We start from the raw sequence: 25,356 nt of genomic DNA, 5'->3' as shown, positions 1-25,356 counted from the left end.
CGTAGAGAACGCGATCGCACCGGAGCACGACAAGTCGGAAACTGGGTGCGCCCGGTGGGCGAGTGTGCCCTGTTCGGACCGGCCACGGATCGTCTACCGTCGGCGCACACCCCCGAGCAGTGCCAGGAGTCCATCGATGAACCGCTTCGTGCAGCCGATACCACCCCCCGCCGACCCGTACGCCGGTGACGCTCTGCTGCGGTCCTGGCTGGAGCGTCACCTCGGCCCGGCCGGGCACGCCGCCGCGAAGGGCCGCCTCGCCGACCTGGCCGCCGACGTCACCGGGCCGCTGCGCGCGGCGCACGCCGACGCCGAGGCCCACCCGCCGACGCTGGTCCGCTACGACGCGTGGGGTGCCCGGATCGACCGGATCGACACGTCCGCCGGCTGGCAGGCGCAGCGCGCCGCCGCCGCCCGACACGCCGTGGTCGCGCTGCCCTACCTGCCGGACGCCCGCGGCACCTGGGGCGCCGCCGCGCGGGTCGTGCAGCACGCCCTGCTACACCTGTACGGCCCGGAGTCGGCGACGTTCTCCTGCCCGGTGGCGATGGCCGACGGGGCGGCGGCGCTGCTCAGCTCGCCCGATGCCGACGCCGACGCCGGCGTCCGCGACGCGTGGCTGCCCCGGCTCATCTCCACGGATCCGGCCACGGCGATCACCAGCGGGCAGTGGATGACCGAGTCGCAGGGCGGCTCCGACCTGGGCCGATCGAGCACGGTCGGCCGACCCGCGGCGGATGGTTCGTGGCGGCTGACCGGGGAGAAGTGGTTCTGCTCGGCCGCGGACGCGGCGATGGCGGTGGCGCTGGCCCGACCGGAGGGCGCCGGGCGCGGCAGTCGGGTGCTCGCACCGTTCCTGGTCCCCCGGTACGCGGCCGACTCGCCGTTGGCCATCGGAGCGGCGGCAGACGCGCCGGCTCCGGGCGTCACCGTGCACCGGCTCAAGGACAAGCTCGGCACCCGGGCCCTGCCCACCGCCGAGATCGGCCTGCACGACGCGTACGCCGTACCGCTGGGTGACCCGGCGGTGCCCGGCCTGGTGCGGGCGATGACCCTGGTCGTGGTGACCCGGGTGCACAACGCCGCTGCGGCAGCCGGCGGGATGCGACGCGGTCTCGCCTACGCCCGGGCGTACGCCGACGTGCGGCACGTCGCCGGCGGCGCGCTGGCGTCCTCACCGCTGCACCGGGCCACCCTGGGCACCCTCGCGGTCGACGCCGCGGGCGCGTTCGCCCTGGCCGGGCACGCGTTCGCCCTGCTCGGCCGGGTCGAGGTCGGCGCCGACCCGGAGGCCGCGGCGGAGCTGCGCATCGTGGCGCCGCTGGCGAAGCTGGCCACCGGCCGGCTCGCCGTCAGCTCAGCCAGCGAGTACGTGGAGAGCTTCGGCGGGGCCGGCTACGTGGAGGACACCGGCGTGCCCCGGCTGCTGCGCGACGCCCAGGTGCTGCCGATCTGGGAGGGCACCACCAACGTGCTGGCCCTGGACGTGCTGCGCGCGCTGACCCGGGAGGACGCCGGTGTCCCGCTGCTGAGCCGCCTCGCCGCCGCCGTCGACCTGGCTCGGCCGCTGTCGCCGGTGCTCGCCGACACCCTGGCCGCCGCCGCGGCGCAGTTGGGCGACACCATCAGCTCGGTGACTGTCGACCCGGGGGCGCCGACGGTGCTCGCAGGCGCCCGTGGCCTGGCGCTGCGCCTGGCGTACGCGCTGACCACCGCGTTGCTCGTCGAGCACGCCGCGTGGGGTGACGAGCAGGCGGAGCTGGCCGCCCGGCTGTGGGCGCGGCGCTGGTTGCGGCACGAGGAGATCGCCGAGGACGCCCACCACCACCTGGACCTGCTCTGCTGACCGAGCGAGAAACACCGACGTACCTGACAGTGGTTGGCAGGTACGTGGGGGCAGACTGCCAGCATGACGACAACCGCTGACCTCGCCATGGTCAATCTGGACAGCTCCGACCCGGCCGCGCACGCCGCGTTCTACCACCGGGTGTTGGGCTGGGAGATCACCCACAGTGCCGCCGAGTACGCCATGATCAGCGGCGGTGGCGTGTCGATCGGCTTCGGGCTGGTGGAGGGGTACCAGCCGCCGTCCTGGCCGGACCCGGCCGGCGGTAAGCGTTACCACCTCGACCTCTACGTCGATGACCTGGCCGGCGCGGAGAAGGAGTTCGTCGAGGCCGGTGCCTCGAAGCCGGAGTTCCAGCCCGGTGGCGAAGGGTGGGTGGTGCTCATCGACCCGATCGGGCAGCCGTTCTGCATCTGCCCCCGTCCACAGGGCTGAGGCTCCCCCGCGCCGAGGGCTGAGGCTCCCCCGCCACGCGCCGACTGGGCGGCGGGTCAGCGCAGCGGGCCACGGGCGACGGCGGCGCGCATCGTCGCCGGGTCGTCGACCGGGACGTACTCAAGCCACCAGGTGGCGCCGGCTGCGGCAAGCTCACCGAGGTAGGCCCGCTCGGCGCGTTCGTCCGGTCGGCGTCGCCGGCCGCCGATCGCCACATCGAACGGCTGGCCGTCGGCGCGAGTGGGTGGCAGGGCGGTCACCAGCTCGCGTACCTCATCGGGGGTGAAGTCGGACCACCCGTCGGTGTCGGTGAGCTTGTACGGGACGATGCCGTCGGCACGGGCGGCCCGGCGGCGGACCGCCCGTGCCTGGGTGCTGCCGCCGACCCACACCGGCACCCGGGGCGACTGCACCGGCGCCGGTCGCATCGCCACCCCGTCAGCGCGGTAGTGGGTGCCCTGGTGGTTGACCGGTTCACCGCTGAGCAGGCCGGTCAGCAGGTCGAGACCCTCGTCGAGCATGGTGGCCCGGACGGCCACCTCGGTCGGCTCGCCGAACGCGACCAGGCCCCGGTCGCCGGGGTCGCCGACGCCGACCGCCACGGTGGCCCGGCCCGCGCTCAGGTGGTCGAGGGTGAGCACCTCGCGGGCCAGCTTCGCCGGGCGCCGCCGGGGCAGCGCGGTGACGGTGGTGCCCAACCGCACCCGGCTGGTGCGGCCGGCGATCGCCGTGAGCACCAGCCACGGGTCGTAGGTGGACGGGTCGTTCCCGGAGTGGTGAATGAGGTAATCCTCCAGGAACACACCGTCCCATCCGGCGCGCTCGGCCAGCTCACCCAGCTCGACAAGGGTGGACACCGCGACGGAGGCGCCGCCGCAGGGAAGCTCCAGACCGTGTCTCATCCATCGACCGTATGGCGGGGGTACGACGCTCAGCCGCGGCGGCGGGACCGGGCCGCCCACACCGCGTACGCCGGGTCGCGGTCGAGGTTGTGCCGGTCCCGGTCGTAGCGGCGGGTGGTCCGCGGGTCGGCGTGCCCCATCGCATCCTGCACGTCCTCGAGCGGGACGCCCTCCGATCGGGCGGTGGTGGCGAAGGCGTGCCGCAGCGAGTGCGGGGACAGCCTCGCCCAGGCCGGGATGCCGGCCGCCCGGGCCAGGCGGCGGACCAGCCGGAACACCGAGTGCCGGTCCAGCCGAGCGCCGCTGGCGGTGACCAGCAGCGGCCCGGTCAGCTGCGGCACCGGCACGCCGGTGGCGGCGGCCCGCTGGGCCAGGTAGGCGTCCACGGCGTACCCGGTGCCCGGGGTGAGGGCACGCCGACGTGGCTTGCCGCCCTTGCCGATGAAGCGCACGCTGCGGTGCCCTCGTTCGGTGCCCAGGTCGGCCAGGTCCAGTGAGACCAGCTCGCCGACCCGCAGGCCCAGGTCTGCCAGGAGTGCGATCGCGGCCCGGTTGCGGACAGCCGTCGGGCCGGTGTCCGCGTCGGCGGCGCTCAGCAACGCGTCCACCTCCTCCGGGGTGAGGCCGACCGTGGCGGAGTGGTCCCGGTCGACGCGGGGCCGGTCCGCGCCGGCGACCGGGTTGGCCGGCACCGCGCCGAGCTTGACGAGGAAGTCGTACCAACTGGACAGCGCGGAGAGCCGCCGTGCCACGGTCGCCGGGGTCAACGGTCGGCCGCTGCGGGCACCGAGGGTGGACTCCAGCGCTCGGGCGTACTCGTTGACGTGCAGGAAGGTGGCGCGCAGCGGGTCCTGCTCGCGGCCGGCGCACCAGGTGAGCCAGCCGGTGATGTCACGCCGGTACGCGTCGCGGGTGTGCTCGGACAGTCGCCGGTTGCGTAGCCAGGCCTCGGTGACGTCGACCGGCCCACCCGGCAGGGCCGGCCGGGCGGTGGGGCGGGCGAGCGCCGGAGCGTCGGAGGACATGTGAAAAAGGTTCTCAGCTCCGGATGGGAAGATCCTGAAGGCGCGCCGAGGGATGCGGCCGGTGTCGGGGTGTGCCGTGCCAGCTACCGTCGGGCGGGTGCGCGCCAGTCGGTTGGTCTCCCTGCTGCTGCTTCTGCAGACCCGGGGGCGGATGACCGCGCCAGAGTTGGCCGAGGCCCTGGAGGTGTCGGTCCGGACGGTGTACCGGGACGTCGAGTCGCTGGGCGCCGCCGGGGTGCCGGTGTACGCCGAGCGCGGCCCCGCAGGCGGGTACCGACTGCTCGACGGCTACCGCACCCGGCTGACGGGGCTGACCGCCGGCGAGGCAGAGGCGCTGTTCCTGGCCGGGGTGCCGGGCCCGGCCGCCGAGTTGGGCCTGGGGTCGGTGCTGGCCACCGCCGAGCTGAAGTTGCAGGCCGCGCTGCCGGCGGACCTCACCGGCCGGGGCGGGCGGATCCGGCAGCGGTTCCACCTGGACGCGCCGAGCTGGTTCCGTGAGCCTGAGCCCACACCGCACCTGGCGGCTCTGGCCGACGCGGTGTGGGAGGACCGCCGGGTTCGGGTGCACTACCGGCGGTGGCAGGCACCCCGGGAGGTGACCCGCATCCTCGACCCGCTCGGCGTGGTCCTCAAGGCCGGCCGGTGGTATCTGGTCGCCGCCGCGGACGGGCAGGTACGCACCTACCGGGTGGGCGCCATCCTGGAGATGGCGGTGCTGGCCGAGCACGTCGAACGGCCGGCCGGGTTCGACCTGGCGGCCTGCTGGCGGGAGCACGCCGAGCGCTACGAGAACAGCGTCTACCGCGCTGAGGCCCGGGTACGGATGACCGCAGCGGCGCTGGCCCAGACCGTGCACCTCTTCCCACCGGCGATGAGCCGGGCGGCACGCGAGGCCGCCGGTGCACCCGACGCCGACGGCTGGCTGCTCACCACCGTGCCGATCGAGTCCATCCGGCACGGTCACGTCGAGCTACTCAAACTCGGCGCGCAGGTGCAGGTGCTCGCCCCCACTGAGCTGCGGGAACGTCTCGCCGAAACCGCCCACGCGCTCGCCGCGCTCTATCCACCGGACAGCGCCGGCCGCGCGGAAGAGCCGAGGGCAACCTCCGATGCTCGGGGCGGGCCGGGCGCGGCTGGCCCGCCCCGAGCATCGGTCAGGCGTTGATCTGCCGGCGGCCGTCGCCGTTGGCGTTGATGGCCACCCGGCGGGGCTTGGCGCGCTCGGCCACCGGGATGCGCAGCGTCAGCACCCCGTTCTCGTAGCCCGCCTCCAGCTTGTCGGTGTCCAGGGTGTCGCCCAGGAACAGTCGCCGGGTGAACGTGCCCATCGGGCGTTCGGCGGCGACCAGTTCGACGCCCTCGCCCGCGAGCCTGCGCCGCTCGGCCCGGACAGTGAGCACGTTGCGCTCGACGGTGCAGTCGATGGTGTCCGGGTCGACGCCGGGCAGATCGAACGCCGCGTAGAAGTGGTCCCCGTCGCGGTAGGCGTCCAGGTGCATCATCGCGGGACGGGCCGCCGTACCGAAGAACTGCTCGGCGAGCCGGTCGATCTCGCGGAACGGGTCGGTACGCATCAACATGGGTGTGCCTCCTCGGTTCTCCTGGCCGAAGGTGATGAGTTGAGCCGGGGCGACTCAACTTCCTCTTCTGTTTTAACGCGGCTGGCGGTGGACGTCAACCCCTCAACGCAGCCGTTTCTCGAACCAGTGCTCGGCGTACGGGCCCTGCGAGTACGCCGGGATCTCGACGTAGCCGTGTCGGGCGTACAGGGCGCGGGCCTCGACCAGGTCGGCGCGGGTGTCCAGCCGGATCCGGTCCGCCCCGGCCGTCCGGGCCTGCTGCTCGACGGCGGCGAGCATCGTGGCGCCTCCACCGGCGCCGCGATGCGCGGGGCGGATGAACACCCTGGTCAGCTCGGCCCAGTCCGGGTGCCACCGCAGCCCGGCGCAGCCGGCCAGGTCGGTGCCGTGGTGGGCGAGCAGCAGCAGGCCGCTCGGGTGCGTCAGGTCGTCGCTGGGCAACTCGGCCAGCGCCTCGTCGACCTCACCGGGCAGGGCCGGGCGACGGTGGTAGCGGACCACCATCTCGGTCATGTACTCGCGCAGCAGCTGCACCGCGTCGGGCTGGTCGGGCCGGACGGCGGTGGTTACCCAGTCGGGTCGGAGGGTCGTGGTCATCTGTCGATCATCAGCGCCGGGTCAACGGCTTTATCCGCCGTCCGCAGGCCGCCGTCCCCGGGCGGGTGCCGGCGGCCAGGGGACGCTACCGGCGGCGGGTCGGCAGCAGGGCGATCAGCGCGACCGCCACGGCCACGTGCATGGCGCCGAGTGCGACTCGTGCGCCGGCGGTGGCCTCGATGCCGAACAGCGGGCCGAAGGAGAGCACTGTCACCAGGACGGCCAGCGAGATCCAGACAAGGCGGGCGACCCGCGGCACGAACCGTTCCAGCAGCGCCAGCGCCGCCCAGCCCAGGAGGGCGGCACCGAGGGTGATCCCGATGATCTCGCCTGGCCCGACGACCACCGCGGGTTGCCCCGGACTCTCGATGGTGTAGTCGACTCCGGCGACCTCGCCGATCCCCCAGATGGCCAGGCAGGCCAGGACGGCGGCGGCGACGCCGAGGGCGCGGCGGCGCAGGGACGAGGTGGCGGTGGTGGGGGTGACGGTTGGCTCGACGGTCGCACTCATGACGGCTCCTCGGTCGGGGGAACGAACAAGTGCGACCGTAACAGATAGTCCCGATCAAGACTATCTTCTACGGAACTAACATCCGGAACGGCCGCCGGGCGCGTACGGGGAGGTGTTGGCCAACGGGCCGCCCACCAGTGCGAGGAGGGCGCGCAGGAACACCTCCCGGTCCTGCTCAGGCAGCGTTGCGAGCAGATCGGCCTGGATGCGGCGCACGACATCCTGCGCCCGCTCCAGAACCTGCTCCCCCGCTGGCGTCACCGCCACCAGGCGAGCCCGCCGATCCGTCGGCGCGGGGCGACGCTCGGCCAACCCGGCCCGCTCCAACTGGTCGAGCGTGACGACCATCGTGGTCTTGTCCACGCCGCACCGTTCGCCGATCTCCCGCTGCGTCAGGTCCCCGGTGCGGGCCTGCGCCAGCACGTAGTGCGCCCGCGGCGAGATGCCCAGCTCGGCCAGCCCCGCAGAGTGCTCGGTCTGGAGCGCGTGACTCGCCCAGGAGAGCAGGAACAACAGGTCCGGTGGGCCGTCGGCGGGCGTGCAGGAGGTCATGCGCCGAGGCTAGCAAGATCGTCTGCGCCCAGACGGTTGGCGGAGCGGACGATCAGGGCCGCTGATAGATGCCGTGCTCGCGGGTGAGCAACCGCTCGTCGATCAGGTAGCGGCGCAGCGTCGCGTGGTCCGACCCGCCCGAGGCGCACCACGGCTTGAGCGCATCATCGACGGCCCGCTCGGGATAACGGGTTCCCGGTTCGAACGACCGTTCCGCGATGTGTGCCAGCAGCACCCGCCGCCGGCCCTGCTGCGCGGGCAGGCCCACCAGGACACCCGCGCGCAGGAAGGTTCGCAGCACCGGGTTGACGACCGGTTCGGCGTCGTCGGCCAGGGCATCCGCTGTCACGCCGGTCACCCTTCCATCGGCGGTACGCGGACCGCCAGGCGATTTTCGGGGCGCGTGGCCGATGGGCGTGGGTGGACCGCTGTGCGGTGGTCGGCCCTCAGTCGGAATCCGGCCTGGCTGCTGCCTTGGCCGGTTGCTCGGCGACGAGCAGGACCCGACGCAGCAGGTCGGAGAGCAGTCGGCGCTCCGACGGGGTGAGCGCGCCGAGCAGCCGGTGCTCCTCGGCGCCCCGGATGTCCATCGCCCCGTGCCACGCGGCCCGGCCCGCGTCGGTGAGCTCCACGTCCACCCGACGCCGGTCGACAGTGGACGGGGTCCGTCGCACGAAGCCGCGCTCGACCAGGTTGTCGACCCGCGCGGTGATCGAGGCCGGTGCCATCGCCAGATCCGCGGCGAGTTCCGAGGGCGCGGCCCGGCCCTGCCTGCCGGCGAGCGCGTGCAGCGTGTCGTATTCGTGCGCCGGCAGGTCGAAGTCCGCGAGGACCCGTTCCTTCACGGTGCGCAGGTGCCGGGTCACCACGCCCATCCGGGTCACGGCGCCTTCGACGTCGGCGTCGAGGTCGGGCAGGACGGGCAGCCAGCGCTCGACGTGCTGGTCGACGGAGTCGTGGGCGGTGGTCACCGGCAGAGCCTATCGCGGGCGAAATATTCGTTGACGAAATATTCGACGTCGAAGTACCTTGCGGTGGTGACCAACCCCCTGCGCGTCAGCTCCTTCCGGCTGCTGTTCCTGGGCCGTACCGTCTCCTCGATCGGTGACGCCGTGGTGCCCGCCGCGCTGGCCCTGGCCGTGCTGCGGGCCACCGGTTCCACCAGCGCGCTCGCGGTCGTCCTCGCCGCGGCCATGGTTCCCCGGCTGCTCCTGCTGCCCCTCGGTGGCGTCGTCGCCGACCGGTTCGACGCCCGGCGGGTCGCCCTGGTGGCCGACCTGGTCCGCTGCGCGACCCAGCTCGCGGTCGGCGTGGAACTGCTCGGCGGCGACCCGTCGCTGACCACCATCGTGGTGGCCTCGGCGCTCGGCGGCACCGCCTCGGCGTTCGCCATGCCGACCGCCTCCCCGCTGGTCGCCGGCACCGTCGAACCGGCCGCCCGGCAGCGGGCGAACGCCCTGATGGGGATCACCGCCAACACCAGCCGGCTCGCCGGCCCGGCACTGGCCGGCCTGCTGATCTGGGCTGCCGGCCCCGGTTGGGCGTTCATCATCGACAGCGCGTCGTTCGCGCTCAGCGCCGCGCTGCTCGCGCTCGTCCAGGTCCGACACGTGCCGGTACCCCGCCGTTCCGTCCTCGCCGACCTACGGCACGGCTTCGGCGAGGTACGCGCTCGCGACTGGTTCTGGACCAGCCTGATCGGGCACGGCGTGTGGAACGGCGCCGCCGCCGTCCTGATGACCCTCGGGCCGGCCATCGCCATCGACCGCCTCGGCGGCGAGGCCACCTGGGTGCTGCTGCTGCAGGCCGGCGCGATCGGCATGCTCACCGGCTCGTTGCTGGCCGGTCGGGTCCGGCTCCACCGGCCGGTGCTGCTGGCCAACCTCGGGCTGGCCAGCTACGCCGCGCCACTCCTGCTGCTCGCCGTCGCCGCGCCCGCGCCGGCGGTGATCGTCGCCTACGGGGTAGCGCTGACCGCCCTCGGTTATCTCAACCCGGTCTGGGAGACCGTCGTGCAGCACCATTTCCCGCCGGAGGTCCTCGCCCGCGTCACCTCGTACGACTGGCTGGTGTCGCTGGGCGCGATGCCGCTGGGCTACGCGCTGGCGCCGCTGGCCGCCGAGGCGTTCGGTGCTCCCGTACCGCTGGCGATCGCCGGCGTGCTGGTTCTGGCCGCCTGCGCCGGCACCGCGCTCGTCCCCGGCGTACGCCGGCTCACCTGGCCGGCGGCCCCACAACCGCAACCGGCCGAGCCCGCTGGCGTCCGCTGATCAGTTCGCGTCGTCGGTGCGCAGCCGCGCGGCGACCAGGAGGCTTCGGTGGCAGCGCCCCAGACGGCAAAGCCCAGCCCAGGCAAGAGGCTCCCGACCCACGCCGAGAGCCTCCGTGCGATGTGGACCGGTCAGCCGGCGTCACGCGTCATCGCGACGAAGCCACGCCACGACTCCGGGGTGAAGGTGAGCGTTCCGCCGTCGCGATCTTTCGTGTCACGAACGAGGACCACGCCCGGGAGGTTGTCGGCAACCTCGACACAGTTGCCGCCGTTGCCGCCGCTCTTCGTGCTCTTACGCCATCGCGCACCGGTCATGTCCATGATGCTGCCGCTTCTCTGAGAAGTTCCAAGGAACGCCCTCGGGGCAGTGCCTCTCCGCGAATACGCTCCCACCGTCGTTCCAGGCTAACAAGGTCCGAAGCCTGGTCGAGGATCTGAGCTTGTGCCGGGCCGTCGACGTAGGCGACCCGCGAGCCGTCCGGCATGTCGGCGATGGTGAACGGCCCGTCGAGCCCGGGATAGCTGGGTGCGTCCGCCGGGACGATGTGGAGCTGGGCGCTGCCCATCTCGGCGTACCTCAGCAGACCCGCGAGTTGCACCGACATCAAGGCGCGGTCGTCGCCGACGCGCCGCCTGAGCACCCCCTCGTCCAGGACGGCGATCAGCAAGGGTCCGTTCTCACGGCTGAGAATCGCCTGCCGGCTGATGCGCGCCTCGGCGAACTCGGTGACCGCCTCTGGCTTCAGCACGCCACCGGCCAGGGTCGCCCGCGCGTACGCCTCCGTCTGCAGCAGCCCGGGTACCCACGCCAGCTCGAACGAGCGCAGTGTCACCGCCTCGCGTTCGATGTCGACCCACGGTCGGAACCACACAGGTTCGCGGCGACGGACGACGTCCGGCCAAAGAGCGTCCGTGTCTTTTGCCAACAGCTCTGCGACGGTCGAACGGTGGCGGCTCTGCGGAATGTGCCCTGGGTTTGCCCACCTGGCGACGGTCTTCGGGTGCACACCGATCTGACCTGCCAGGCTTTCGGCGGTGTGACCCGCAGCGGCGAGCGCCGCGACAAAGGCGTGATTCATGCCGTCCCTCCCCTGGAACAAACCAACTGCCCGAAGGAGATTAGACAACGCTGTGTGATTGTCCGGCAACCCCCGGCAAGGTGCTCTGTAGACGCTTCTCAACCAGCCAGGGGGAACGGTGCCAGACGGAGAAGACAAGCCGGAGCTGCGTAGATGACCGGCGGTGCCCTCAGGGCAGGTGATGTGGTCCTCCTGACCACCGCCGCGAGCGTTCAATTCATGAAACCGATCTTCGTCAGGGTCATCCGCGAATTGCCCGACCGATACACCTACGACGGTTGGCTCTGGCTCGACGCCTACGAGCTGGGCCCGAAGGGCGACGCGATCGCACGGCGTGAGTTGTTCGTCATGCGTGCGGGCGTGCAGATGCGGGTTCAGTCCCCTCGCCGCGCCAATGAGACCCGCTTGCCCTCATCGATCCAGCGATCCGATCCAGTGGGAGTCGTCTGATGCCCGAGCGACCCAGGCACTCCCCTGTGCGGCCGTCATGGCGCTGCCCGGTATGCGGCATCCTGTGGCCCTGCTCGGCCGCGAAGCTGCGCCTCCTCGGCGAGTACCGCGAGGATCGGCCGGGCCTGTTGATTCACCTGGCGAAGGCTCAGGAGGCAGCCGAAGCCGATCTCGCCAAGCTCAACCCGGACGTTGCGCTTCCCGACCTGACCCCGCGTTTCGTCGGCTGGGCTGAAGCCCGCTGAGCCACCCGATTCTGTAGGTTCCCCATTGAGCTCAACCGGCGCGACGCGGAGCGTCGGAGTGATGTCCGTCCGGATGCCGGGGACGAACGGCCACGCCGCCCGCTTGGCGCTGAGGAGCGCGGCGAACGCCGACCGCGCCTACCTGGGCGACACGGAGTCCGTCGCCAGCCGAGCGTGCAAATGCATGTCGTGCCAGCCGTCGGCGTGGCGAACCGACCCGCGGAGCACACCCTCGGCCGTGAAGCCGGCCCGCGTCGCCACCCGGCACGACGCCGTGTTGGCGGTGGAGTGCTCCAGGCCGAGACGATGCAACCCGGCCCGCGTGAAGCTCCACCGGGTCAGCGCCCGCACCGCCTCGGTGGCGATCCCGCGACCACGGGCGGCAGGCAGCACCCAGTACGACAGCTGCGCCGACGCCTCGTCCAGCAGCACGCCCCGCAACCCCACCTGACCGACCGGCCGGTCGTCGGCGTCGACGATGGCCCAACTGGCGGCCGTCTCGTGGTGCCAGCGTCCCGCCCACTGTGCCGCCCACGCCCGCGCCTCGTCGTCGCTGTCGAAGCGGCGGACGTGCCACCGCTGGATCGCCGGACAGGCGAAGGCGGCCCGGACGGCCGGGGCGTCGTCGTCGTGCCACGGCCGCAGCGCCAGACCGGGACGTACCGGAAGGTGGGGTTGCTCTTGGGTGCCGAGGCTCCCGGCGGGCAGGGCGGGCGCGACGAGCAGCGGCATGCACCCATTATCGGGGCGACGGCCTCACTCGCCGGTCGGGCCGCCAGCGAGTTCGGTGACCACGTCGAGATGGCCGAGGTGGCGGGCGTACTCCTGGACCAGGTGGAACAGCACCCGCTCCAGCGACGCCGGGTCCGCGCCATTCCAGCGCGGGCCCGGCGCACCGACCTCCGCCAGGTCGTGCGCCGTCACCACCTCGGTGGTGTGCGCGCCCTGCCCCCGCAGCGCCACCATTAGGTCCGCGCGGGTCTCGTCGGGGGCGACGTACCAACGGTCCTGGTGGCGGTCGCCCCACGGCTCGGCGACATTCCGCCCCTGGAAACCCCACTCGATCCAACGCAGCTCGACGTGGCGTAGGTGCTTGAGCAACTCCAGCGGAGTCCACCCCGACGGCAGCCGGCTGCGCCGCAGCTCCGGCTCGGCCAACGCCGACACCTTGGCCACCACGGACTCCCGGAAATAGTCCAGGTAGCGCAGGAAGACCTCGGTGCGGCTGCCGGCGGGAGCGGTGGGCTCCGGGAAGACGGTCATTGTCCGGAAGCGGGGGCTGGCAGGTCGCGGGCCCGCTGCCGCACACCCGCCGCGCCGTACGGGTAATCACCCACGAGTGGGGCGCTCGCCTCGTCCAGCAGCCGCATCTGCTCGGCGTCGAGGACCAGGTCGGCGGCGGTCAGGTTGTCGTCGAGCTGCGCGGTGGTACGCGCACCGAGGATCACCGAGGTGACCGCCGGTCGGGCCGCCAGCCAGGCCAGCGAAACCGCCGACATGGACACACCGTGTTCCCCGGCGACCCGGCGGACCGCGTCGAGCACCCGCCAGGTGCGCTCTTCGGCGTTGCGACCCGCGTACGCTTCGACGCCCCGCTGCGGGTTCTCGCCGAGCCGGGTCGCGCCGGTGGGCATGCTGTCGCGCTGATACTTACCGGTCAACCAGCCGCCACCCAGTGGTGACCACGGCAGGATGCCGACGCCCTCGTTCTCGCAGACCGGCACCAGCTCGAACTCGATCTCCCGGGCCAACAGGTTGTACTGCGGTTGCAGGGTCACGATCGGGGTGAGGCTGAGGTGCTGGGTGAGCAGGGCCGCCTTCTGCAACTGCCAACCGGTGAAGTTGCTGACCCCCGCATAGCGGATCTTGCCGGCGCTCACCGCGTCGTCGAAGAACCGCAGCGTCTCCGGCAGTGGGGTCAGCGGGTCCCAGGCGTGCGCCTGGTACAGGTCGACGGCCTCGACGCCGAGGCGCCGCAGGCTGGCGTCCAGTGCGCGGGTGAGGTGCACCCGGGACAGGCCGGCGTCGTTCGCCCCCGGGCCCATCGGGAACCGCCCCTTGGTGGCGATCACCAGGCGGTCTCGCAGGTCGGGCCGCGTCCGCAGCCAGCGCCCGACGATGTCCTCCGAGACGCCGGCGGAGTAGACGTCGGCCGTGTCGATGAAGGTGCCGCCGGCCTCGACGAACCGGTCCAGTTGGGCGAAGCTGCCGGCCTCGTCGGTCTCCGCGCCGAAGGTCATCGTGCCCAGACACAGGGTCGAGACCACCGTTCCGGTGGCACCCAGAGTGCGATAGCGCATGGTTGTCCTTCCGTCCCGAGTGACGAGCTGATCTTCGCACCTGGTCAGAGCCCCTGCACGTGGAGGCCTACGGGCACCCACGCGGCGGCTTCGAGGGTCATGATGAGCGGGTGAGCGAGCCCGGGACCGCCATCGACCGACCTCACCGGCCGGACCAGTCGTCACCACCGGCACGGCCGCCGGAGCCCGGTCCGCGCACACGCGGGCCGTGGTTGGTGGCCGCGGCGACCAGCGTGACGCTGCTGCTGCTCGCCAGTCGTTACGGCTACCACCGCGACGAGCTGTACTTCCTGCTCGCCGGCCGACATCTGGACTGGGGCTACGTCGATCAGGGCCCGCTGGTCCCGGCGCTGGCCCGGCTACTGGACACGATCGCGCCGGGCAACCTGGTGGTGCTGCGGACGCCGTCGGCACTGCTGGCCGGCGGCGCGGTGCTGCTGGTCGCCGCCATCGCCCGGGAGTGGGGCGCCGGTCGGGGTGGGCAGACCTTCGCGGCGGTGCTCGCCGCGCTGTCCGGCATCGTGCTCGCCGGCGGGCACCTGCTCAGCACCACCACCGTCGACCTGCTGGTCTGGCTGGCCGCGGCGTGGTGTGCGGTGCGGTTGCTGCGCACCGGTGACAGCCGCTGGGCGCTCGGCATCGGGCTGGCGCTCGGCGTGGGGATGTTCAGCAAGGTGCTGCCCGCGCTGCTGGCCGTCGGCCTGATCGCCGGGGTGCTCATCGCAGGGCCGCGTCGGCTGCTGCCTGACCGGTGGGTGCTCGCCGCCGCCGGGATCGCCGCGCTGCTGGCCGCACCGAACCTGATCTGGCAGGCCGTGCACGGGTTCCCGCAGCTCGGCGTGGCAGCCTCCATCGCCGACGGCGACAGCTCCTACAGTGGACGCCTCGACGCGTTGATCCTCCAGTTCGTCATCATCAGCCCGTACGCCGTACCGATCTGGATCGCCGGCCTCGTCGCGCTGCTGCGCCGACCGGCGTGGCGGGCGTACCGGGCGGTGGTTTGGGCCTGGTTGGTGGTGGTCGGCATCGTGCTGATCGCCGGCGGCAAGGGTTACTACGACGCGCCGCTGCTGCTGGTCCTCACCGCTGCCGGCGCGGTGGTCACCGTCGCGTGGGCCTCGCGCGGGTCTGTCCGGTTGCGACGGGGGCTGCTCGCGCTGGGCGCGGTGCCGTTCCTGCTGCCCACCGTCGTGCTGCTGCTGCCGGTGCTGCCGGCCGACCGGTTGCCCGGGTTCGTGGTCGACGTCAACTACGACGCCGGCGAGACCATCGGCTGGCCGGCGTTCGCCGACTCGGTCGCCGCCGTCCATCGTGGCCTGCCGCCCGAGGAGCGCTCACGGGCGGTCATCCTCACCGGTAACTATGGCGAGGCCGGCGCCGTGGCTCGCTACGGCCCGGCCCGTGGTCTTCCCCGCGCGTACTCCGGGCACAACAGCATGGTCGACTTCGGCCGGCCACCCGCCAACGCGGACGTGGTGATCGTCGTCGGCTGGGAACGCCCTGACCCGCTGAACGCCTGGTTCAACGAGTGCACGCTCGCCGGGCGGGTGGACCAGCGGGTCGAGGTGGACAACGACGAGAACGGTGGCCCGATCTACGTGTGCCGGGGGCTGCGGCGTCCGTGGGCGCAGATCTGGGACACCGAGGTACGCCACACGGGCTAGCTGGCTTTCTCGCCGGTGAGCCAGGTGCGTACCGCGGGCAGTGCCTCGGGGCCGGAGTTCACTTTCGCCGCTCGCGGTGACCAGCGCACGGTCACCACCGCCGACAGCGCCGGCATGTTCGCCGCCGCCCCCGGTGACGTCCTCATCGCCAAGGAAGACGCCATCCTCGCGCCCACCGCGTACCGGGAGTGGCTCGACCGTCAGGCCTGAGGGTCAAGGCCTTTCGCCATCGCGGCCCGGGACCGCCATTCCCTGGCCAGGGTCGCGAAGACGAGCTGGTCAGCCCACTCCCCCTTGAACAGGTAACTCTCGACATGGCGCGCCTCCTGGCGCATGCCGAGTCGGGCCATCAGGCGGGCGGACGCCTCATTTCGAGCGTGGCACCGACCGTAGATTCGGTGCAGCCCGAACTCGGTGAACCCCCAGTCCAACAAGGCCGTGGCGGCTTCCGTAGCCAAGCCGCGACCGCCGTGGTCGGGGTGGAAGACATACCCCAGCTCAGCAGTACGGCCTACCTGGCTGTGCCACACCAACTCCACGGTCCCGATCACCCCCGTGTCGCCGGTCACGGCCAAAGTCAGGCAGTCACCCTCCGCGCGTAGGGCGTCCTCGCCAGCCATGGCCAGCACCGACGCCCGCGACTGCTCCCGGGTACGCGGCTCGGCACCGAGCATCCAGCGGACGACGTCCGGCCGGCGTTGATACGCGTGCACGTCGTCGAGGTCGTCCACAGTAAACGGTCGCAAGGTGAGCCGCGCGGTGCGGATCGGGTAGGTCGGTTGGAACATCAGGCGATCCTAGAGAGTACGACCAGTTGGTGCAGAACATTCCGGCGACGATGCGTCGGCAGCACCTGGTGGTTTCGGTGGGAACGCCCTCGCAGAGCACCTCGTCACAGTTTCTCTGAGCTGCGGTGAGGTCCCACAAACCGGAGCCGGTGGCGGTCGACCGGCCTGGCTCGCGGCCCGGGATCGCAGTTGCCGACCAGATCACTCCGTCACGGGCAGGCACTCGGCAAGCAGAGCGACGACGTCGCGCCAGGCTCGCTGCGCGTGCCGTGGGTGGTAGCCAACGCCGGGGACCACGGGCTGGTCGACCGGCGGGTGGTGGAAGGCGTGTAAGGCGCCGCCGTAGACCACGAGGCGCCAGTCGACGCCCGCGGCCTGCATCTCGGCGGCGAACGCGTCCCGTTGCGCGGGCGGCATGATCGGGTCTTCCGACCCGACCCCGGCCCACACCGGGCAGCGAATGCGCGCCGCCTCGCCAGGTCGGCCCGTCGTCAGTGCGTTGACTGTCCCGATCGCGCGCAGGTCGGCGCCGTCACGCCCGAGTTCCAGCCCGATGGCACCCCCGGTGCCGTAGCCAACGGCGGCGATCCGCTCGGGATCGGTCCGCGGCTCGGCGCGCAACACGTCAAGCGCCGCGTGGCCGATGCCCCGCATCCGGTCGGGGTCGGCGAGTAGCGGCATGCAACGGGCCAGCATCTCCTCGGGGTCGCCCAAATAGCGCCCGCCGTGGACGTCAAAGGCCAGCGCCACGTACCCCAGCTCAGCCAGGGTGTCGGCCCGGCGGCGCTCGACGTCGCTGAGCCCCGGCCCCTCGGGCCCGAGCAGCACCGCGGGCCGGCGGTCGACACCGGCAGGGAGCGCGAGGTGCCCGATCATCGTTAGGCCGTCGGCCGGGTACTCGACCGTGCGCGTTGTAATCGCCGTCATGAGACTGAGCGTAGTGATCGTCAAGCCCGATCGGGCCGGCGTTCGCCGCTGGCAGAACAGCACGGGTGTGCCTCTGAAATACGGCGCTTGGCGTTGGTTTTCGCTGGAAGCTACGGGCGGGCCTACTCAGGTCAGCCATATCCGTTGGTTTTTCCGCCAGGACTACCGGCCCCCCATGGGCGCCGGGATCATGGCTCACGTGGGCGACGACCGCACCCGCCTCATCGGACACCCCAGCATGTCCCTGGTCGAAGGCCTGAGCCAGTGACCGTCACCGTCTTCGGCACCACCGGCGTTATCGGCCAGCTCGTCGTCGCCGACCTACTCACCGCCGGGCACACCGTCACCGCCTACGTACGCGACCCCGGCAAGGTTCCCCTCGACCTGGCCGCAGGACCTGCGCCCGATCGTCGGTGACATCGCCGACGCCACCGCGATCGACCAGGCCGTGACCGGCGCGGACGCGATCATCTCCGCTCTCGGCCCCAGCATGGACCGCAAGGCCACCGGCCTGCCGCTCGTCCAGGGCACCCGGCTGATCATCGAGGCGATGAAGCGCCACGGCGTCGAACGTTTCATCGGCAACGGCACGCACAGCATCATCGACAAGCGCGACAACCCGAACCTGCAGCAGAAACTCGTCGGGTTCATGGGCCGCACCATGCTGCACCGTGACCCGCGCCGATATCGCCGCTTTCACCGTCGCGCAGCTCACCGACGAGCGGTTCCACAACGCGGCACCCGCCATCAGCAACTGACCATCAGGGAGATGCCAGGGGTGGGTTCCGGCACGGTCGCCGTCACCACGGGCACTGCGTAAGGCAGAGCAGCGAGCATTGGGCCTCCGGCCTGGTCGTCGGCGCCCGTATTTAGCGGACTACCCTCGCCGGTATGTCCGACTCCCGCCTGCTGCGCATCGGTACCCGCAACTCCCCGATGGCGCTGGCCCAGGTCGATCGGGTCCGCGTGATGCTCGCCGACCGGCACCCCGACGTCACCGTGGAAGTGATGTCGATGTCGACCAGCGGGGACCGGTGGCACGGCGACCTGGCCGCGTTGGGCGGCAAGGGGGCGTTCACCAAGGAGGTGGACGCCGCACTGGTCGCCGGGGACGTCGACCTGGTGGTGCACTGCGTCAAGGACGTCCCCGGGGACCGGCCGGCACCAGCCGGGACGGTGCTGGCCGCCTATCTCACCCGCGACGACGTCCGGGACTGCCTCGTGCACCCGGCCGGGCTACGGATCGAGCAGCTGCCCGCCGGTACCCGCATCGGCACCTCCGCGGTCCGGCGGGTCGCGCAGCTGGCCCTGCACTGGCCGCACCTGGTGCCGGTGGCCATCCGGGGCAACGCGAACAGCCGGCTTGCCAAGCTCGACGCCGGCGACACGTACGACGCCCTGCTGCTCGCGGTCTCCGGACTGAAGCGGATCGGGCAGGCTGCCCGCATCACTCAGCCGATCGACGTCGACACGATGGTCCCGGCCGTCGGCTCCGGCACCCTGGTCCTGCAATGCCGGGAAGACGACACCAGCACCCGTGACCTGGCAGTCAGCCTCAGCGACCCGCAGGCCTGGCAGGAGACCGTGGCCGAGCGGACCATGCTGCACATCCTGCAGGGCAACTGCCACTCCCCCATTGCCGCGCTGGCGCGCGCCGAGCCTGACGGGCGTCTCGGCCTGCGGGCGCGGGTGATCAGCCTTGACGGCAAGACCGTGCTCGACGTGCACGAATGGGCCGCGGACCCGATCACACTCGGGACCTCCGTCGCCGCGGCCCTGCTCCGGCAGGGCGCCCGTGACCTGCTCGACCTGACCGCCCACGGGTCGGCCTGACCGACCACCAGGTACCGCGCGGGTACGGTGACACCGTGATCTCGGCCGTGAAGGGTCTGTCCCGGTCCACACCGAGGAGTCGCTGCGTGCGTACCTGCTGGAGCGCTCGCACCGCACCGAGAACGGCTGCCTGGTCATCCACGGCTACGGGCCGCGTCGCCGGGTACACCAGAAGGTTGCCGGTCGCGCATGGGCGCACATCGCCGCGTACGTCGTCCTCGTCGGCGGGTACGACCCCGCCCTCGACGTCGGCCAGAGCTGCGGCGCCGCCGACTGTATCGAGCCGACACATCTGCGTCAGGTCAGCCGTGCCGAGGCCTGCCGCAGCCGATTACAGCCGCCACGGTGTCGCAACGGCCACGACCGCGAGCTCGACCCGGCGACCGGCCGGTACCGCCGGGTCTGTCGGGCGTGCAACCGAGAGGCTCAGCGCCGGTGGCGTGAACGCGAGGCCGCCGAGGTAGCCCAGGCCCGCGCCACGTACGGCCGCTCGTAGCTTTCAGCCAAGCACCAACGCTAGGCGGTTGACGAGAGCTTCTTCGGATCGAGCTTGTGCACCTGGTCCGTCACGGCTGTCAGAAGGGCGGTGAGTGAGGGAGCGGGTGGGGTGTCCCGGGTAGCGACGACCAGGCGACGTTTGAGGGTGGCTTCGGCAATGTCTCGGATTGCCAGCGCGGGGTCGTTGCAGGGCAAGGTCAGGGCCGGCATCAGGGCGACGGCGGTCGCGGCGCGGACGAGTTCGAGTTGGACGTCGGCGTCGCTGGAGCGGTGTCGTAGGTCAGGTTCGTAGCCGCCGAGGGCGCGGCAGGTGCCGACGACCATGGCGTGGTGGCCGGTGCCTTCGGCGGAGGCGGTCCAGATCTCGGATCGCAGGTCGGTGACCGCGACGGGCCCGCCGGGCTGGGCGAGTGGGTGCGCGGCGGGAAGCACGATCTTGAGGGGCTCTTCGAGCAGGAGCGTGAAGCGCAGACCGGTCGGGCGGGGGCGGGGATGGCTGTCGTACTCGTCGCCGATGACGAGGTCGACCGTGCCGAGGCGTAGGCCCGGCAGGGACTGTTCGAGTTCCAGCTCGAAGATTTCCACCCGGACCTGCGGGTGGTCAGCTTTCATGCGGGCCACGGCCGGGATGAGCAGGCGGCGGGCGGCCGACTGCAGACCGCCGGCGCGGACGGTGCCCCGGATGTCGCCGCTGAGGGCGGCGAGGTCGGCTTCTGCCGCTTCAGCGGCTGACAGCAGAATCCGGGCGTGCTGGGCGAGCAGGTGTCCGGCGTCGGTGAGCCGCACGCCGCGGCCGGCTTTGTCGAGCAGCCGTGCGCCGACGTCCTTCTCCAGCAGGGCGAGCTGTTGGGAGACGGTGGACGGGCTGTAGCCCAGAGCCGCGGCGACCGCGGCCAGGGTGCCGCGTTCCTCGAACTCGCGCAGGAAGCGCAACCGCCGCAGGTCCAGCTCGATCATGCGGGAATCCTAACGATTCACCCTCTGGAATCATCGCTGGACCCGATGCGTCGGTTGTCTGATCCTTGGGTGCATGGGTGCAGCACTGTGTCTGGTGTCCGCGGCTTGCTTCGGCGCGATGGCGATCTTCGGCAAGCTCGCCTACGACGCCGGCGTCTCGCCCGGGGCGCTGCTGCTCGTACGTTTCACCCTGGCCGCTGTCCTGCTCGGGGTCGTCTTGTTGATGCGGCCGGGACTACGCCGCCCCGTATCCGGTCCGCCGCGGGATGAGGCCCCCGGTCGGACGGCGATGACCCGAGGCCGGGTGCTGGCCATCGCCGTCGGACTGGGTGCTGTCGGGTACGCCACGCAGGCGAGTCTGTTCTTCTCCGCGCTGCAGCTGATGGACGCGTCTCTGCTGGCGTTGATCCTTTACACCTATCCGGTCATGGTCACCGTGGTGGCGGTGCTGCTTGGCCGTGACCGGCTCACCCCCGCGCGCGCAGCCGCCCTGGCAGCTGCCTCGGGCGGCACGTTGCTGGTCCTGCTCGGCGCCGGCGGCGTGAGTTTCCACCCGGTCGGGGCGCTGCTGGCCATTGCCTCCGCGATCACCTACACCGTCTACATCCTGGTCGCGGACACCGTCGTGCACCGGCTGGCACCCGTGGTGCTGTCCGCGCTGGTGATGACCGGCGCGGCCGGCACCCTCGGCGCCCGCGCTCTGCTCACCGGCGGCGTCGACCTCGATTTCGGTTGGCGGGGGTGGTTCTGGCTGGCCTGCATCGCCGTGGTCTCCACCGTCGTGGCGATGCTGAGCTTCTTCGCCGGGCTCAAGCGCACCGGCCCGTCGACCGCCGCCATCTTGTCCACCTTCGAGCCCGTCGTCACCTCGGCACTGGCCACGCTCGTCCTCGGCGAGTCCCTGACCCCGGTGCAGCTCGCCGGCGGCGCCCTGGTGCTGTCCTCGGTCGCTGTTCTCCAGCTCCGACGCGCCGGCACCCGCTGCGACAACCGGCCCAGCGCGATCACCGCCGCCGCCGTCACGCCGTCCGGCACGAACCCCAGCCACGTCAACGTGCACAACTGAACCGGAACGCCAAGCACGTTGCGCACAGTCCGGAACTTCCGCACCAATCCCTCGTCCGCACTGGGTCAACGTGAAGTGCCGGATGAACTCGCCGCGCAATGGACTACCTGAAGTCGGAGCCGCCATCCGCGCCGCCCCGAGAGGTTGTTTGAGCCTCCAGGGCAGGCCCTGGCTCCGGCCCACCCTGGACGGCTACGCCATCCTCATTCATTACACACCATAACTGTCATTATGATGCAGTGCCGGTATGCACCATTTGTCGGTGGTGATTATCGGATTAGTGTTACCGGAAAACCGATAATCACCTACAGGAGGGTCGAGCAAGCCTGCTGGCGCGAACGGCACATCCGCGGCTGTTCGTTTCTTGGTGCGGTTGGGCCACGCGGCGTCACTCCCCATGACCATCTACCGCAACATCCGCACTGATACCGCGGAGCGGCCCACCACGGCGACCCTCACGCGGCGAGCGCGTCGAGTGCTACCGCAACGTCTCTGCGAAATAGACAGCCTCTGTTGCAGGTGGCCGTGGAAGGCCTTCCCGTCCGGGCAGTCGGCAGTAGCGGCCGGGGAGAGCTGGGCCATGGGTGCGCCGCTGCCCGTACGAGGGTGAAGTCGAGATTCGGTGGGTAGTGCTCGAGCCCACCCGAGTACGCCGTGCCGAGTCCGGAACGCGAGGACTATGTGCGGACGCAGATCGCGCACCGATTAGGTTTGCGCGCCGTGCCCGTCTGTACGTGTGAGATCGACTACGAGAGGCTGACACGATGCGGAAACTGATCTTCGGCATGAACCTGAGCCTGGACGGCTACGTCGCCGCGCCCGGCAACGACCTCGGTTGGAGCGCACCGAGCGACGAGCTGTTCCAGTGGTGGTCCGACCGGGTGGGGGCGACCGGCCTGGCGCTGTATGGGCGCAAGCTGTGGGAGGCGATGAGCTCCCACTGGCCGACCGCCGACCAGCAGCCCGGCGCCACACCGGCGGAGATCGAGTTCGCCCGCCGCTGGCGGGACATGCCGAAGGTGGTGTTCTCCTCGACGACCCGCACGGTCGACTGGAACACCCGCCTTGTCACCGGCGACGCGGTCACCGAGATCACCCGGCTCAAGGCCGAAGACGGCGGCCCCATGGACATCGTCGGCGCCACACTTGCCGCAGCGGCCATGCAGGCCGGGCTGATCGACGAGTACGTGCTGGTCACCGCACCGGTCTTGCTGGGCGGCGGCACGCCGTTCTTCACGGCCCTGGACAGCTGGGTGAACCTGAACCTGGTGGAGACGCGGACGTTTCCCGGCGGCGTGGTAATGACCCGATACGAGACGAGGCGATGAGCACGGGCCGAGTCCTGGGCTCGTGAGGCCAGGTCAAAATCCTTCCTGGCGTGCTCACCGTGGCCCTTGGCCTTGAGGGAACCTTCCCCAGGCCCTTCCTTGCGTTCCGAACGATGATCTTCTGACATCAAGACGCCCCGCCGGCAACGCCGGCGGGGCGGTGGTGTTCGCATTGTCGCGTTTGGTGTTCAGTCGGTCGGGGTGCTCATTTCCGTGGCGACTTCGGTGACGACGGCGTGCGCTGTACTCGTCGACGATGGTGACACGTGTGGTCACAGTGTCGGTGGCAAGCCCAGCCATGGTTTGTCGGTGGCGTCGAATCCGGTGAGCTCGGCGATCTTCCCGTTGACGATGTGCAGGACCGCGATGGTGAACAGCCGGTACTCCGGGTCGTCGGGGGTGCGGAGGTACAGCGCGGCGGTAGGCATGCGGTTGACCGTCGTGGTGATACAGCGCCAGTCGTCGTAGCCGCGCTGGAAGAGCCCATGGGAGACCCAGCCGTCCACCGCGTCCTTGGCCGTCGTGCTCCAGGTGCCCGGCTCGGGCGGCATCGCGAAGCGCAGGTCGTCGCGCAGCAGGGACACCAGCCCGTCGAGGTCGTTGCGCTCATGGGCGTTGATATACGACTTCACCACGCCGCGCTCGTCATGCGACAGCTCGTGCGTGGCGGGGCTCCGCCAGTCGAGGCGGCGGTCGGGTAGCTGCTCGCGCATCGTCACGCGGGCCCGCTGCAGCGCGCTGGTCACCGATGCGACGGTCAGCTCAAGGGCGTCGGCGGCTTTCGACGCCGGCCAGCCGAGGACGTCGCGCAGGATCAACACCGCCCGCTGCCGCGGCGGCAGGTGCTGGACGGCGATGATGAACGCCAGCTCGATCGTCTCCCGGGCCACCACCGATTCCTGCGGGTCCTCGGGGAGCATCCGGTCGGGGTACGGCTGCAGGTACAGCACCTCGGAGTCGGAGTCCGACAGCTCGGACGGTACGGGTGTGCGGTCGTTGCGCTTCTCCAGGAAGTCGAGGCAGACGTTCGTCGCGATCCGGTACAGCCAGGTCCGCAGGGCCGCGTGGCCCTTGAACGACTCCCGCTTGTTCCACGCTCGCAGAAAGGTCTCCTGCGTCATGTCCTGGGCGTCCTCGTAGTTCCCGAGCATCCGGTAGCAGTGCACCTGCAGCTCACGCCGGTGGCGCTCGGTCAGGAACGCGAACCGCCCGGAATCCTCCGCGCGGACCGCCGCGATGAACGCGGTCTCGTCGGCGCCCAGCGGTCTGGCGTCGGTCATGGTCGTTAATCCTTCCACCGGTGCGAGAGGGCTGACAGAACTGACGACGCGGCGGAGGATTTCTAATCGGTGAAGCCGCTGACACCGGGTCGTTCGCCAGGCCGGATGGGCCGGGTCGATCCAGGGGACGTGCTCCGGGGTCGGGCACGCCCTCGATGTCGAGGTGGGGCCAGTACGGCTAAGCGTTGTTTTTCGGCGCCAGCTCGGCGTCGATCGGGTCGAGGACACGGGCGGGCCGGGGGCGCACGATCGCCGGAGGTCGGCGCCGGTGCGCTGCGCATGCTGGATACGGGCTTGCTCGACGGCGGCTGGGTACGCCTGGGTTTTCTCGTGGGCGGCGAGCGCGCGGTAGATGCTGGCCACGCTCGGGTTGCGGCCCTTGCGCTTACCGGTCGCGATGAACAGGTCAGGGCGGATCTGCTCGACGGTCTCACCGTTGGCACGCCGACGCAGCACGGTATGCAGCATGTCCTCGGTGATGACGGCCGGGCGGCCGCCGTGTTTGCCCTTGCGGGCGGCGGCGTCGAGGCCTTCGAGGGTGGCCTCGCGAACGTTCTCCCGTTCGGTCTCGCCCATCGCGGCGAAGAAGGCGAACAGCATGCGCCCAAAGCCGGCCGGGTCGTAGAGGCCGGGCAGCGGGCCGGCGAGCATCTCCAGGACCAGGCCGTGCGCGCTGAGATGATCGGCCAGCGCAGTAAGTTCGGCGGCGTCACGGCCAAGGCGTTTCGTCTCGTTGACGGTCAGGATGACCCGGCTGTGCGGGGCGTGGGCCTTGATCTGCCGGGCCAGCGAGTGCCGCCTCGAACTGCGCTCTCATCCGGACCGGGGTGGAGACCTTCTCGGCGAAGATCTTGTCGCGGGGGATGCGGTGCGCGGCGAGGGCGGCCAGCTGTGACTGGAGTTCCTGGGTCAGGGTGCTGCATCGGGCGTACCCGATCCGGATGCCCGCGGCCGGGGCCAGCACCCGCAGAGCCTTGCTCAGTCGGCGGACCTTGGTGAACCGGCCGGTGTGGTACGAGGTGGCCACCACGCCGGACCGCGATCGGCACGGCGAGCCGGGCTGCGCCTGACAGCGCGGGCACGGGTGCCGCTCGACATCATCGGCGTCTGGGTCTCCGGATCGCGGCCTTCTTCACCAGCCATGCCCAGCATGCTCGCACAAACGTTTCTCAGAACATCACAGCCACACTCTTGCGTGAGAACGAATTGGCCTATGGGGAC

The 25,356-nt window shown here is 71.3% G+C and carries 32 protein-coding genes and 1 pseudogene; 14 read left to right on the top strand and 19 right to left on the bottom strand.

Going from position 1 to position 25,356, the window contains the following annotated elements; genetic code table 11:
- The first annotated feature begins 136 nt into the window (after positions 1-136).
- A complete protein-coding gene (locus ABZT18_RS19715) occupies positions 137-1,846 on the top strand; it encodes an acyl-CoA dehydrogenase family protein (RefSeq protein WP_355252100.1) in 1,710 nt (569 codons plus the stop codon).
- A gap of 63 nt (positions 1,847-1,909) precedes the next feature.
- Complete coding sequence (locus ABZT18_RS19710) at positions 1,910-2,281, top strand: VOC family protein (protein ID WP_354996409.1); 372 nt, start codon at positions 1,910-1,912, stop codon at positions 2,279-2,281.
- 56 nt (positions 2,282-2,337) lie between these two features.
- On the opposite strand, the gene ABZT18_RS19705 is transcribed toward ABZT18_RS19710, so the two are convergent.
- On the bottom strand, positions 2,338-3,183 hold the full coding sequence (locus tag ABZT18_RS19705) for an LLM class flavin-dependent oxidoreductase (protein WP_354996408.1): 846 nt from the start codon (positions 3,181-3,183) through the stop codon (positions 2,338-2,340).
- 29 nt (positions 3,184-3,212) lie between these two features.
- Positions 3,213-4,208: a tyrosine-type recombinase/integrase gene (locus ABZT18_RS19700; RefSeq protein ID WP_354996407.1), complete on the bottom strand. Its 996-nt coding sequence runs from the start codon at positions 4,206-4,208 to the stop codon at positions 3,213-3,215.
- Between the two features lie 97 nt (positions 4,209-4,305).
- Here ABZT18_RS19700 and ABZT18_RS19695 point away from each other — a divergent pair, with 97 nt between their 5' ends.
- Positions 4,306-5,373: a YafY family protein gene (locus tag ABZT18_RS19695; RefSeq protein WP_355252097.1), complete on the top strand. Its 1,068-nt coding sequence runs from the start codon at positions 4,306-4,308 to the stop codon at positions 5,371-5,373.
- Here the strand turns inward: ABZT18_RS19695 and ABZT18_RS19690 are convergent.
- The 6 genes from ABZT18_RS19690 to ABZT18_RS19665 form a co-directional block, all read right to left on the bottom strand.
- Entirely contained in the window at positions 5,363-5,788 is a 426-nt protein-coding gene (locus ABZT18_RS19690) for an Hsp20/alpha crystallin family protein (protein ID WP_354996405.1), read from the bottom strand. The two genes, ABZT18_RS19695 and ABZT18_RS19690, sit on opposite strands and share 11 nt — an antisense overlap.
- Before the next feature lie 102 nt (positions 5,789-5,890).
- On the bottom strand, positions 5,891-6,385 hold the full coding sequence (locus tag ABZT18_RS19685) for a GNAT family N-acetyltransferase (RefSeq protein ID WP_355252094.1): 495 nt from the start codon (positions 6,383-6,385) through the stop codon (positions 5,891-5,893).
- Positions 6,386-6,470: 85 nt separating this feature from the next.
- Positions 6,471-6,896 carry a DUF6069 family protein gene (locus ABZT18_RS19680; protein WP_355252091.1) on the bottom strand — a complete coding sequence of 142 codons (426 nt, stop codon included), beginning with the start codon at positions 6,894-6,896 and terminating at the stop codon, positions 6,471-6,473.
- Between the two features lie 75 nt (positions 6,897-6,971).
- A complete protein-coding gene (locus ABZT18_RS19675) occupies positions 6,972-7,448 on the bottom strand; it encodes a MarR family winged helix-turn-helix transcriptional regulator (RefSeq protein WP_354996402.1) in 477 nt (158 codons plus the stop codon).
- 52 nt (positions 7,449-7,500) lie between these two features.
- Positions 7,501-7,797, bottom strand: coding sequence for a DUF2087 domain-containing protein (locus ABZT18_RS19670; protein ID WP_354996401.1), 297 nt, complete (start codon positions 7,795-7,797; stop codon positions 7,501-7,503).
- Between the two features lie 97 nt (positions 7,798-7,894).
- Positions 7,895-8,419, bottom strand: a complete 525-nt coding sequence (locus ABZT18_RS19665; protein ID WP_354996400.1) for a MarR family transcriptional regulator — start codon at positions 8,417-8,419, stop codon at positions 7,895-7,897.
- Positions 8,420-8,485: 66 nt separating this feature from the next.
- Between ABZT18_RS19665 and ABZT18_RS19660 the strand changes: the two genes are divergently transcribed.
- The gene (locus tag ABZT18_RS19660) at positions 8,486-9,718 is read left to right on the top strand and encodes an MFS transporter (RefSeq protein WP_355252088.1); all 1,233 of its coding nucleotides are present in this window, start codon (positions 8,486-8,488) and stop codon (positions 9,716-9,718) included.
- Positions 9,719-9,849: 131 nt separating this feature from the next.
- On the opposite strand, the gene ABZT18_RS19655 is transcribed toward ABZT18_RS19660, so the two are convergent.
- Positions 9,850-10,041, bottom strand: coding sequence for a DUF397 domain-containing protein (locus ABZT18_RS19655; RefSeq protein ID WP_354996398.1), 192 nt, complete (start codon positions 10,039-10,041; stop codon positions 9,850-9,852).
- Positions 10,032-10,799: a DUF5753 domain-containing protein gene (locus ABZT18_RS19650; RefSeq protein WP_355252085.1), complete on the bottom strand. Its 768-nt coding sequence runs from the start codon at positions 10,797-10,799 to the stop codon at positions 10,032-10,034. The genes ABZT18_RS19655 and ABZT18_RS19650 overlap by 10 nt, the downstream gene beginning before the upstream one ends.
- Before the next feature lie 153 nt (positions 10,800-10,952).
- Here ABZT18_RS19650 and ABZT18_RS19645 point away from each other — a divergent pair, with 153 nt between their 5' ends.
- Entirely contained in the window at positions 10,953-11,249 is a 297-nt protein-coding gene (locus ABZT18_RS19645) for a hypothetical protein (protein WP_354996396.1), read from the top strand.
- The gene (locus ABZT18_RS19640; RefSeq protein ID WP_354996395.1) at positions 11,249-11,494 is read left to right on the top strand and encodes a flavin reductase; all 246 of its coding nucleotides are present in this window, start codon (positions 11,249-11,251) and stop codon (positions 11,492-11,494) included. The genes ABZT18_RS19645 and ABZT18_RS19640 overlap by 1 nt, the downstream gene beginning before the upstream one ends.
- 138 nt (positions 11,495-11,632) lie before the next feature.
- Here the strand turns inward: ABZT18_RS19640 and ABZT18_RS19635 are convergent, their stop codons facing one another.
- The 3 genes from ABZT18_RS19635 to ABZT18_RS19625 are packed head-to-tail and all read right to left on the bottom strand — an operon-like array spanning position 11,633 to position 13,794.
- Positions 11,633-12,226: a GNAT family N-acetyltransferase gene (locus tag ABZT18_RS19635; protein ID WP_355252082.1), complete on the bottom strand. Its 594-nt coding sequence runs from the start codon at positions 12,224-12,226 to the stop codon at positions 11,633-11,635.
- Between the two features lie 24 nt (positions 12,227-12,250).
- Complete coding sequence (locus ABZT18_RS19630) at positions 12,251-12,757, bottom strand: DUF664 domain-containing protein (protein WP_355252079.1); 507 nt, start codon at positions 12,755-12,757, stop codon at positions 12,251-12,253.
- Entirely contained in the window at positions 12,754-13,794 is a 1,041-nt protein-coding gene (locus ABZT18_RS19625; RefSeq protein WP_355252076.1) for an aldo/keto reductase, read from the bottom strand. Before ABZT18_RS19625 ends, ABZT18_RS19630 begins: the two co-directional genes overlap by 4 nt.
- Before the next feature lie 110 nt (positions 13,795-13,904).
- Here ABZT18_RS19625 and ABZT18_RS19620 point away from each other — a divergent pair, with 110 nt between their 5' ends.
- Both ABZT18_RS19620 and ABZT18_RS19615 read left to right on the top strand, forming a co-directional pair.
- Positions 13,905-15,458, top strand: a complete 1,554-nt coding sequence (locus ABZT18_RS19620; protein WP_355252073.1) for a glycosyltransferase family 39 protein — start codon at positions 13,905-13,907, stop codon at positions 15,456-15,458.
- 15 nt (positions 15,459-15,473) lie between these two features.
- Positions 15,474-15,668: an NmrA family transcriptional regulator gene (locus ABZT18_RS19615; protein WP_354996390.1), complete on the top strand. Its 195-nt coding sequence runs from the start codon at positions 15,474-15,476 to the stop codon at positions 15,666-15,668.
- Here the strand turns inward: ABZT18_RS19615 and ABZT18_RS19610 are convergent.
- Both ABZT18_RS19610 and ABZT18_RS19605 read right to left on the bottom strand, forming a co-directional pair.
- A complete protein-coding gene (locus tag ABZT18_RS19610) occupies positions 15,659-16,246 on the bottom strand; it encodes a GNAT family N-acetyltransferase (RefSeq protein WP_354996389.1) in 588 nt (195 codons plus the stop codon). The two genes, ABZT18_RS19615 and ABZT18_RS19610, sit on opposite strands and share 10 nt — an antisense overlap.
- Before the next feature lie 201 nt (positions 16,247-16,447).
- Complete coding sequence (locus ABZT18_RS19605; RefSeq protein WP_354996388.1) at positions 16,448-17,173, bottom strand: dienelactone hydrolase family protein; 726 nt, start codon at positions 17,171-17,173, stop codon at positions 16,448-16,450.
- On the opposite strand from ABZT18_RS19605, the gene ABZT18_RS19600 reads away from it, so the two are divergent.
- From ABZT18_RS19600 to hemC, 4 genes are all read left to right on the top strand, one after another.
- Complete coding sequence (locus tag ABZT18_RS19600; protein ID WP_354996387.1) at positions 17,172-17,441, top strand: hypothetical protein; 270 nt, start codon at positions 17,172-17,174, stop codon at positions 17,439-17,441. The genes ABZT18_RS19605 and ABZT18_RS19600 overlap by 2 nt on opposite strands.
- On the top strand, positions 17,438-17,590 hold the full coding sequence (locus tag ABZT18_RS19595; protein WP_354996386.1) for an NmrA family NAD(P)-binding protein: 153 nt from the start codon (positions 17,438-17,440) through the stop codon (positions 17,588-17,590). Before ABZT18_RS19600 ends, ABZT18_RS19595 begins: the two co-directional genes overlap by 4 nt.
- Entirely contained in the window at positions 17,571-17,993 is a 423-nt protein-coding gene (locus ABZT18_RS19590) for an NAD(P)H-binding protein (RefSeq protein ID WP_354996508.1), read from the top strand. Before ABZT18_RS19595 ends, ABZT18_RS19590 begins: the two co-directional genes overlap by 20 nt.
- 71 nt (positions 17,994-18,064) lie before the next feature.
- The gene (hemC, locus tag ABZT18_RS19585; RefSeq protein ID WP_354996385.1) at positions 18,065-19,006 is read left to right on the top strand and encodes a hydroxymethylbilane synthase; all 942 of its coding nucleotides are present in this window, start codon (positions 18,065-18,067) and stop codon (positions 19,004-19,006) included.
- 516 nt (positions 19,007-19,522) lie between these two features.
- Here hemC and ABZT18_RS19580 read toward each other — a convergent pair.
- Positions 19,523-20,461, bottom strand: coding sequence for a LysR family transcriptional regulator (locus tag ABZT18_RS19580; protein ID WP_354996384.1), 939 nt, complete (start codon positions 20,459-20,461; stop codon positions 19,523-19,525).
- 73 nt (positions 20,462-20,534) lie between these two features.
- Here ABZT18_RS19580 and ABZT18_RS19575 point away from each other — a divergent pair, with 73 nt between their 5' ends.
- A complete protein-coding gene (locus tag ABZT18_RS19575; protein ID WP_354996383.1) occupies positions 20,535-21,527 on the top strand; it encodes a DMT family transporter in 993 nt (330 codons plus the stop codon).
- Here ABZT18_RS19575 and ABZT18_RS19570 read toward each other — a convergent pair.
- Positions 21,437-21,653, bottom strand: a pseudogene (locus ABZT18_RS19570) (DUF4158 domain-containing protein); the annotation flags it as partial. The gene ABZT18_RS19575 and the pseudogene ABZT18_RS19570 sit on opposite strands and share 91 nt — an antisense overlap.
- 638 nt (positions 21,654-22,291) lie before the next feature.
- Between ABZT18_RS19570 and ABZT18_RS19565 the strand changes: the two are divergent.
- The gene (locus ABZT18_RS19565) at positions 22,292-22,855 is read left to right on the top strand and encodes a dihydrofolate reductase family protein (RefSeq protein ID WP_355252070.1); all 564 of its coding nucleotides are present in this window, start codon (positions 22,292-22,294) and stop codon (positions 22,853-22,855) included.
- 272 nt (positions 22,856-23,127) lie between these two features.
- Here ABZT18_RS19565 and ABZT18_RS19560 read toward each other — a convergent pair whose 3' ends face one another.
- Together ABZT18_RS19560 and ABZT18_RS19555 are read right to left on the bottom strand one after the other, a co-directional pair.
- The gene (locus ABZT18_RS19560) at positions 23,128-24,879 is read right to left on the bottom strand and encodes an RNA polymerase subunit sigma-70 (protein WP_355252150.1); all 1,752 of its coding nucleotides are present in this window, start codon (positions 24,877-24,879) and stop codon (positions 23,128-23,130) included.
- Positions 24,845-25,162 carry a recombinase family protein gene (locus ABZT18_RS19555; protein WP_355252067.1) on the bottom strand — a complete coding sequence of 106 codons (318 nt, stop codon included), beginning with the start codon at positions 25,160-25,162 and terminating at the stop codon, positions 24,845-24,847. The genes ABZT18_RS19560 and ABZT18_RS19555 overlap by 35 nt, the downstream gene beginning before the upstream one ends.
- Between the last annotated feature and the right edge of the window lie 194 nt (positions 25,163-25,356).

Origin of the sequence: Micromonospora sp. NPDC005291 (assembly GCF_040607415.1) — a bacterium.
GTDB lineage: Bacteria > Actinomycetota > Actinomycetes > Mycobacteriales > Micromonosporaceae > Micromonospora.
Note: the sequence above shows the minus strand (reverse complement) of the source record. Positions and strands in the feature narration are given on the sequence as shown.

Bases quoted from the DNA above. Each gene is read 5' to 3' on its own strand.
- ABZT18_RS19685 (WP_355252094.1), bottom strand. From the start codon at position 6,385: ATGACCACGACCCTCCGACCCGACTGGGTAACCACCGCCGTCCGGCCC.
- ABZT18_RS19715 (WP_355252100.1), top strand. From the start codon at position 137: ATGAACCGCTTCGTGCAGCCGATACCACCCCCCGCCGACCCGTACGCC.
- ABZT18_RS19680 (WP_355252091.1), bottom strand. From the start codon at position 6,896: ATGAGTGCGACCGTCGAGCCAACCGTCACCCCCACCACCGCCACCTCG.
- ABZT18_RS19565 (WP_355252070.1), top strand. From the start codon at position 22,292: ATGCGGAAACTGATCTTCGGCATGAACCTGAGCCTGGACGGCTACGTC.
- ABZT18_RS19605 (WP_354996388.1), bottom strand. From the start codon at position 17,173: ATGACGGCGATTACAACGCGCACGGTCGAGTACCCGGCCGACGGCCTA.
- ABZT18_RS19710 (WP_354996409.1), top strand. From the start codon at position 1,910: ATGACGACAACCGCTGACCTCGCCATGGTCAATCTGGACAGCTCCGAC.
- ABZT18_RS19640 (WP_354996395.1), top strand. From the start codon at position 11,249: ATGCCCGAGCGACCCAGGCACTCCCCTGTGCGGCCGTCATGGCGCTGC.
- ABZT18_RS19650 (WP_355252085.1), bottom strand. From the start codon at position 10,799: ATGAATCACGCCTTTGTCGCGGCGCTCGCCGCTGCGGGTCACACCGCC.
- ABZT18_RS19625 (WP_355252076.1), bottom strand. From the start codon at position 13,794: ATGCGCTATCGCACTCTGGGTGCCACCGGAACGGTGGTCTCGACCCTG.
- ABZT18_RS19610 (WP_354996389.1), bottom strand. From the start codon at position 16,246: ATGTTCCAACCGACCTACCCGATCCGCACCGCGCGGCTCACCTTGCGA.
- ABZT18_RS19600 (WP_354996387.1), top strand. From the start codon at position 17,172: ATGAGACTGAGCGTAGTGATCGTCAAGCCCGATCGGGCCGGCGTTCGC.
- ABZT18_RS19580 (WP_354996384.1), bottom strand. From the start codon at position 20,461: ATGATCGAGCTGGACCTGCGGCGGTTGCGCTTCCTGCGCGAGTTCGAG.
- ABZT18_RS19705 (WP_354996408.1), bottom strand. From the start codon at position 3,183: ATGAGACACGGTCTGGAGCTTCCCTGCGGCGGCGCCTCCGTCGCGGTG.
- ABZT18_RS19690 (WP_354996405.1), bottom strand. From the start codon at position 5,788: ATGTTGATGCGTACCGACCCGTTCCGCGAGATCGACCGGCTCGCCGAG.
- ABZT18_RS19675 (WP_354996402.1), bottom strand. From the start codon at position 7,448: ATGACCTCCTGCACGCCCGCCGACGGCCCACCGGACCTGTTGTTCCTG.
- ABZT18_RS19575 (WP_354996383.1), top strand. From the start codon at position 20,535: ATGGGTGCAGCACTGTGTCTGGTGTCCGCGGCTTGCTTCGGCGCGATG.
- ABZT18_RS19700 (WP_354996407.1), bottom strand. From the start codon at position 4,208: ATGTCCTCCGACGCTCCGGCGCTCGCCCGCCCCACCGCCCGGCCGGCC.
- ABZT18_RS19645 (WP_354996396.1), top strand. From the start codon at position 10,953: ATGACCGGCGGTGCCCTCAGGGCAGGTGATGTGGTCCTCCTGACCACC.
- hemC (WP_354996385.1), top strand. From the start codon at position 18,065: ATGTCCGACTCCCGCCTGCTGCGCATCGGTACCCGCAACTCCCCGATG.
- ABZT18_RS19630 (WP_355252079.1), bottom strand. From the start codon at position 12,757: ATGACCGTCTTCCCGGAGCCCACCGCTCCCGCCGGCAGCCGCACCGAG.
- ABZT18_RS19635 (WP_355252082.1), bottom strand. From the start codon at position 12,226: ATGCCGCTGCTCGTCGCGCCCGCCCTGCCCGCCGGGAGCCTCGGCACC.
- ABZT18_RS19655 (WP_354996398.1), bottom strand. From the start codon at position 10,041: ATGGACATGACCGGTGCGCGATGGCGTAAGAGCACGAAGAGCGGCGGC.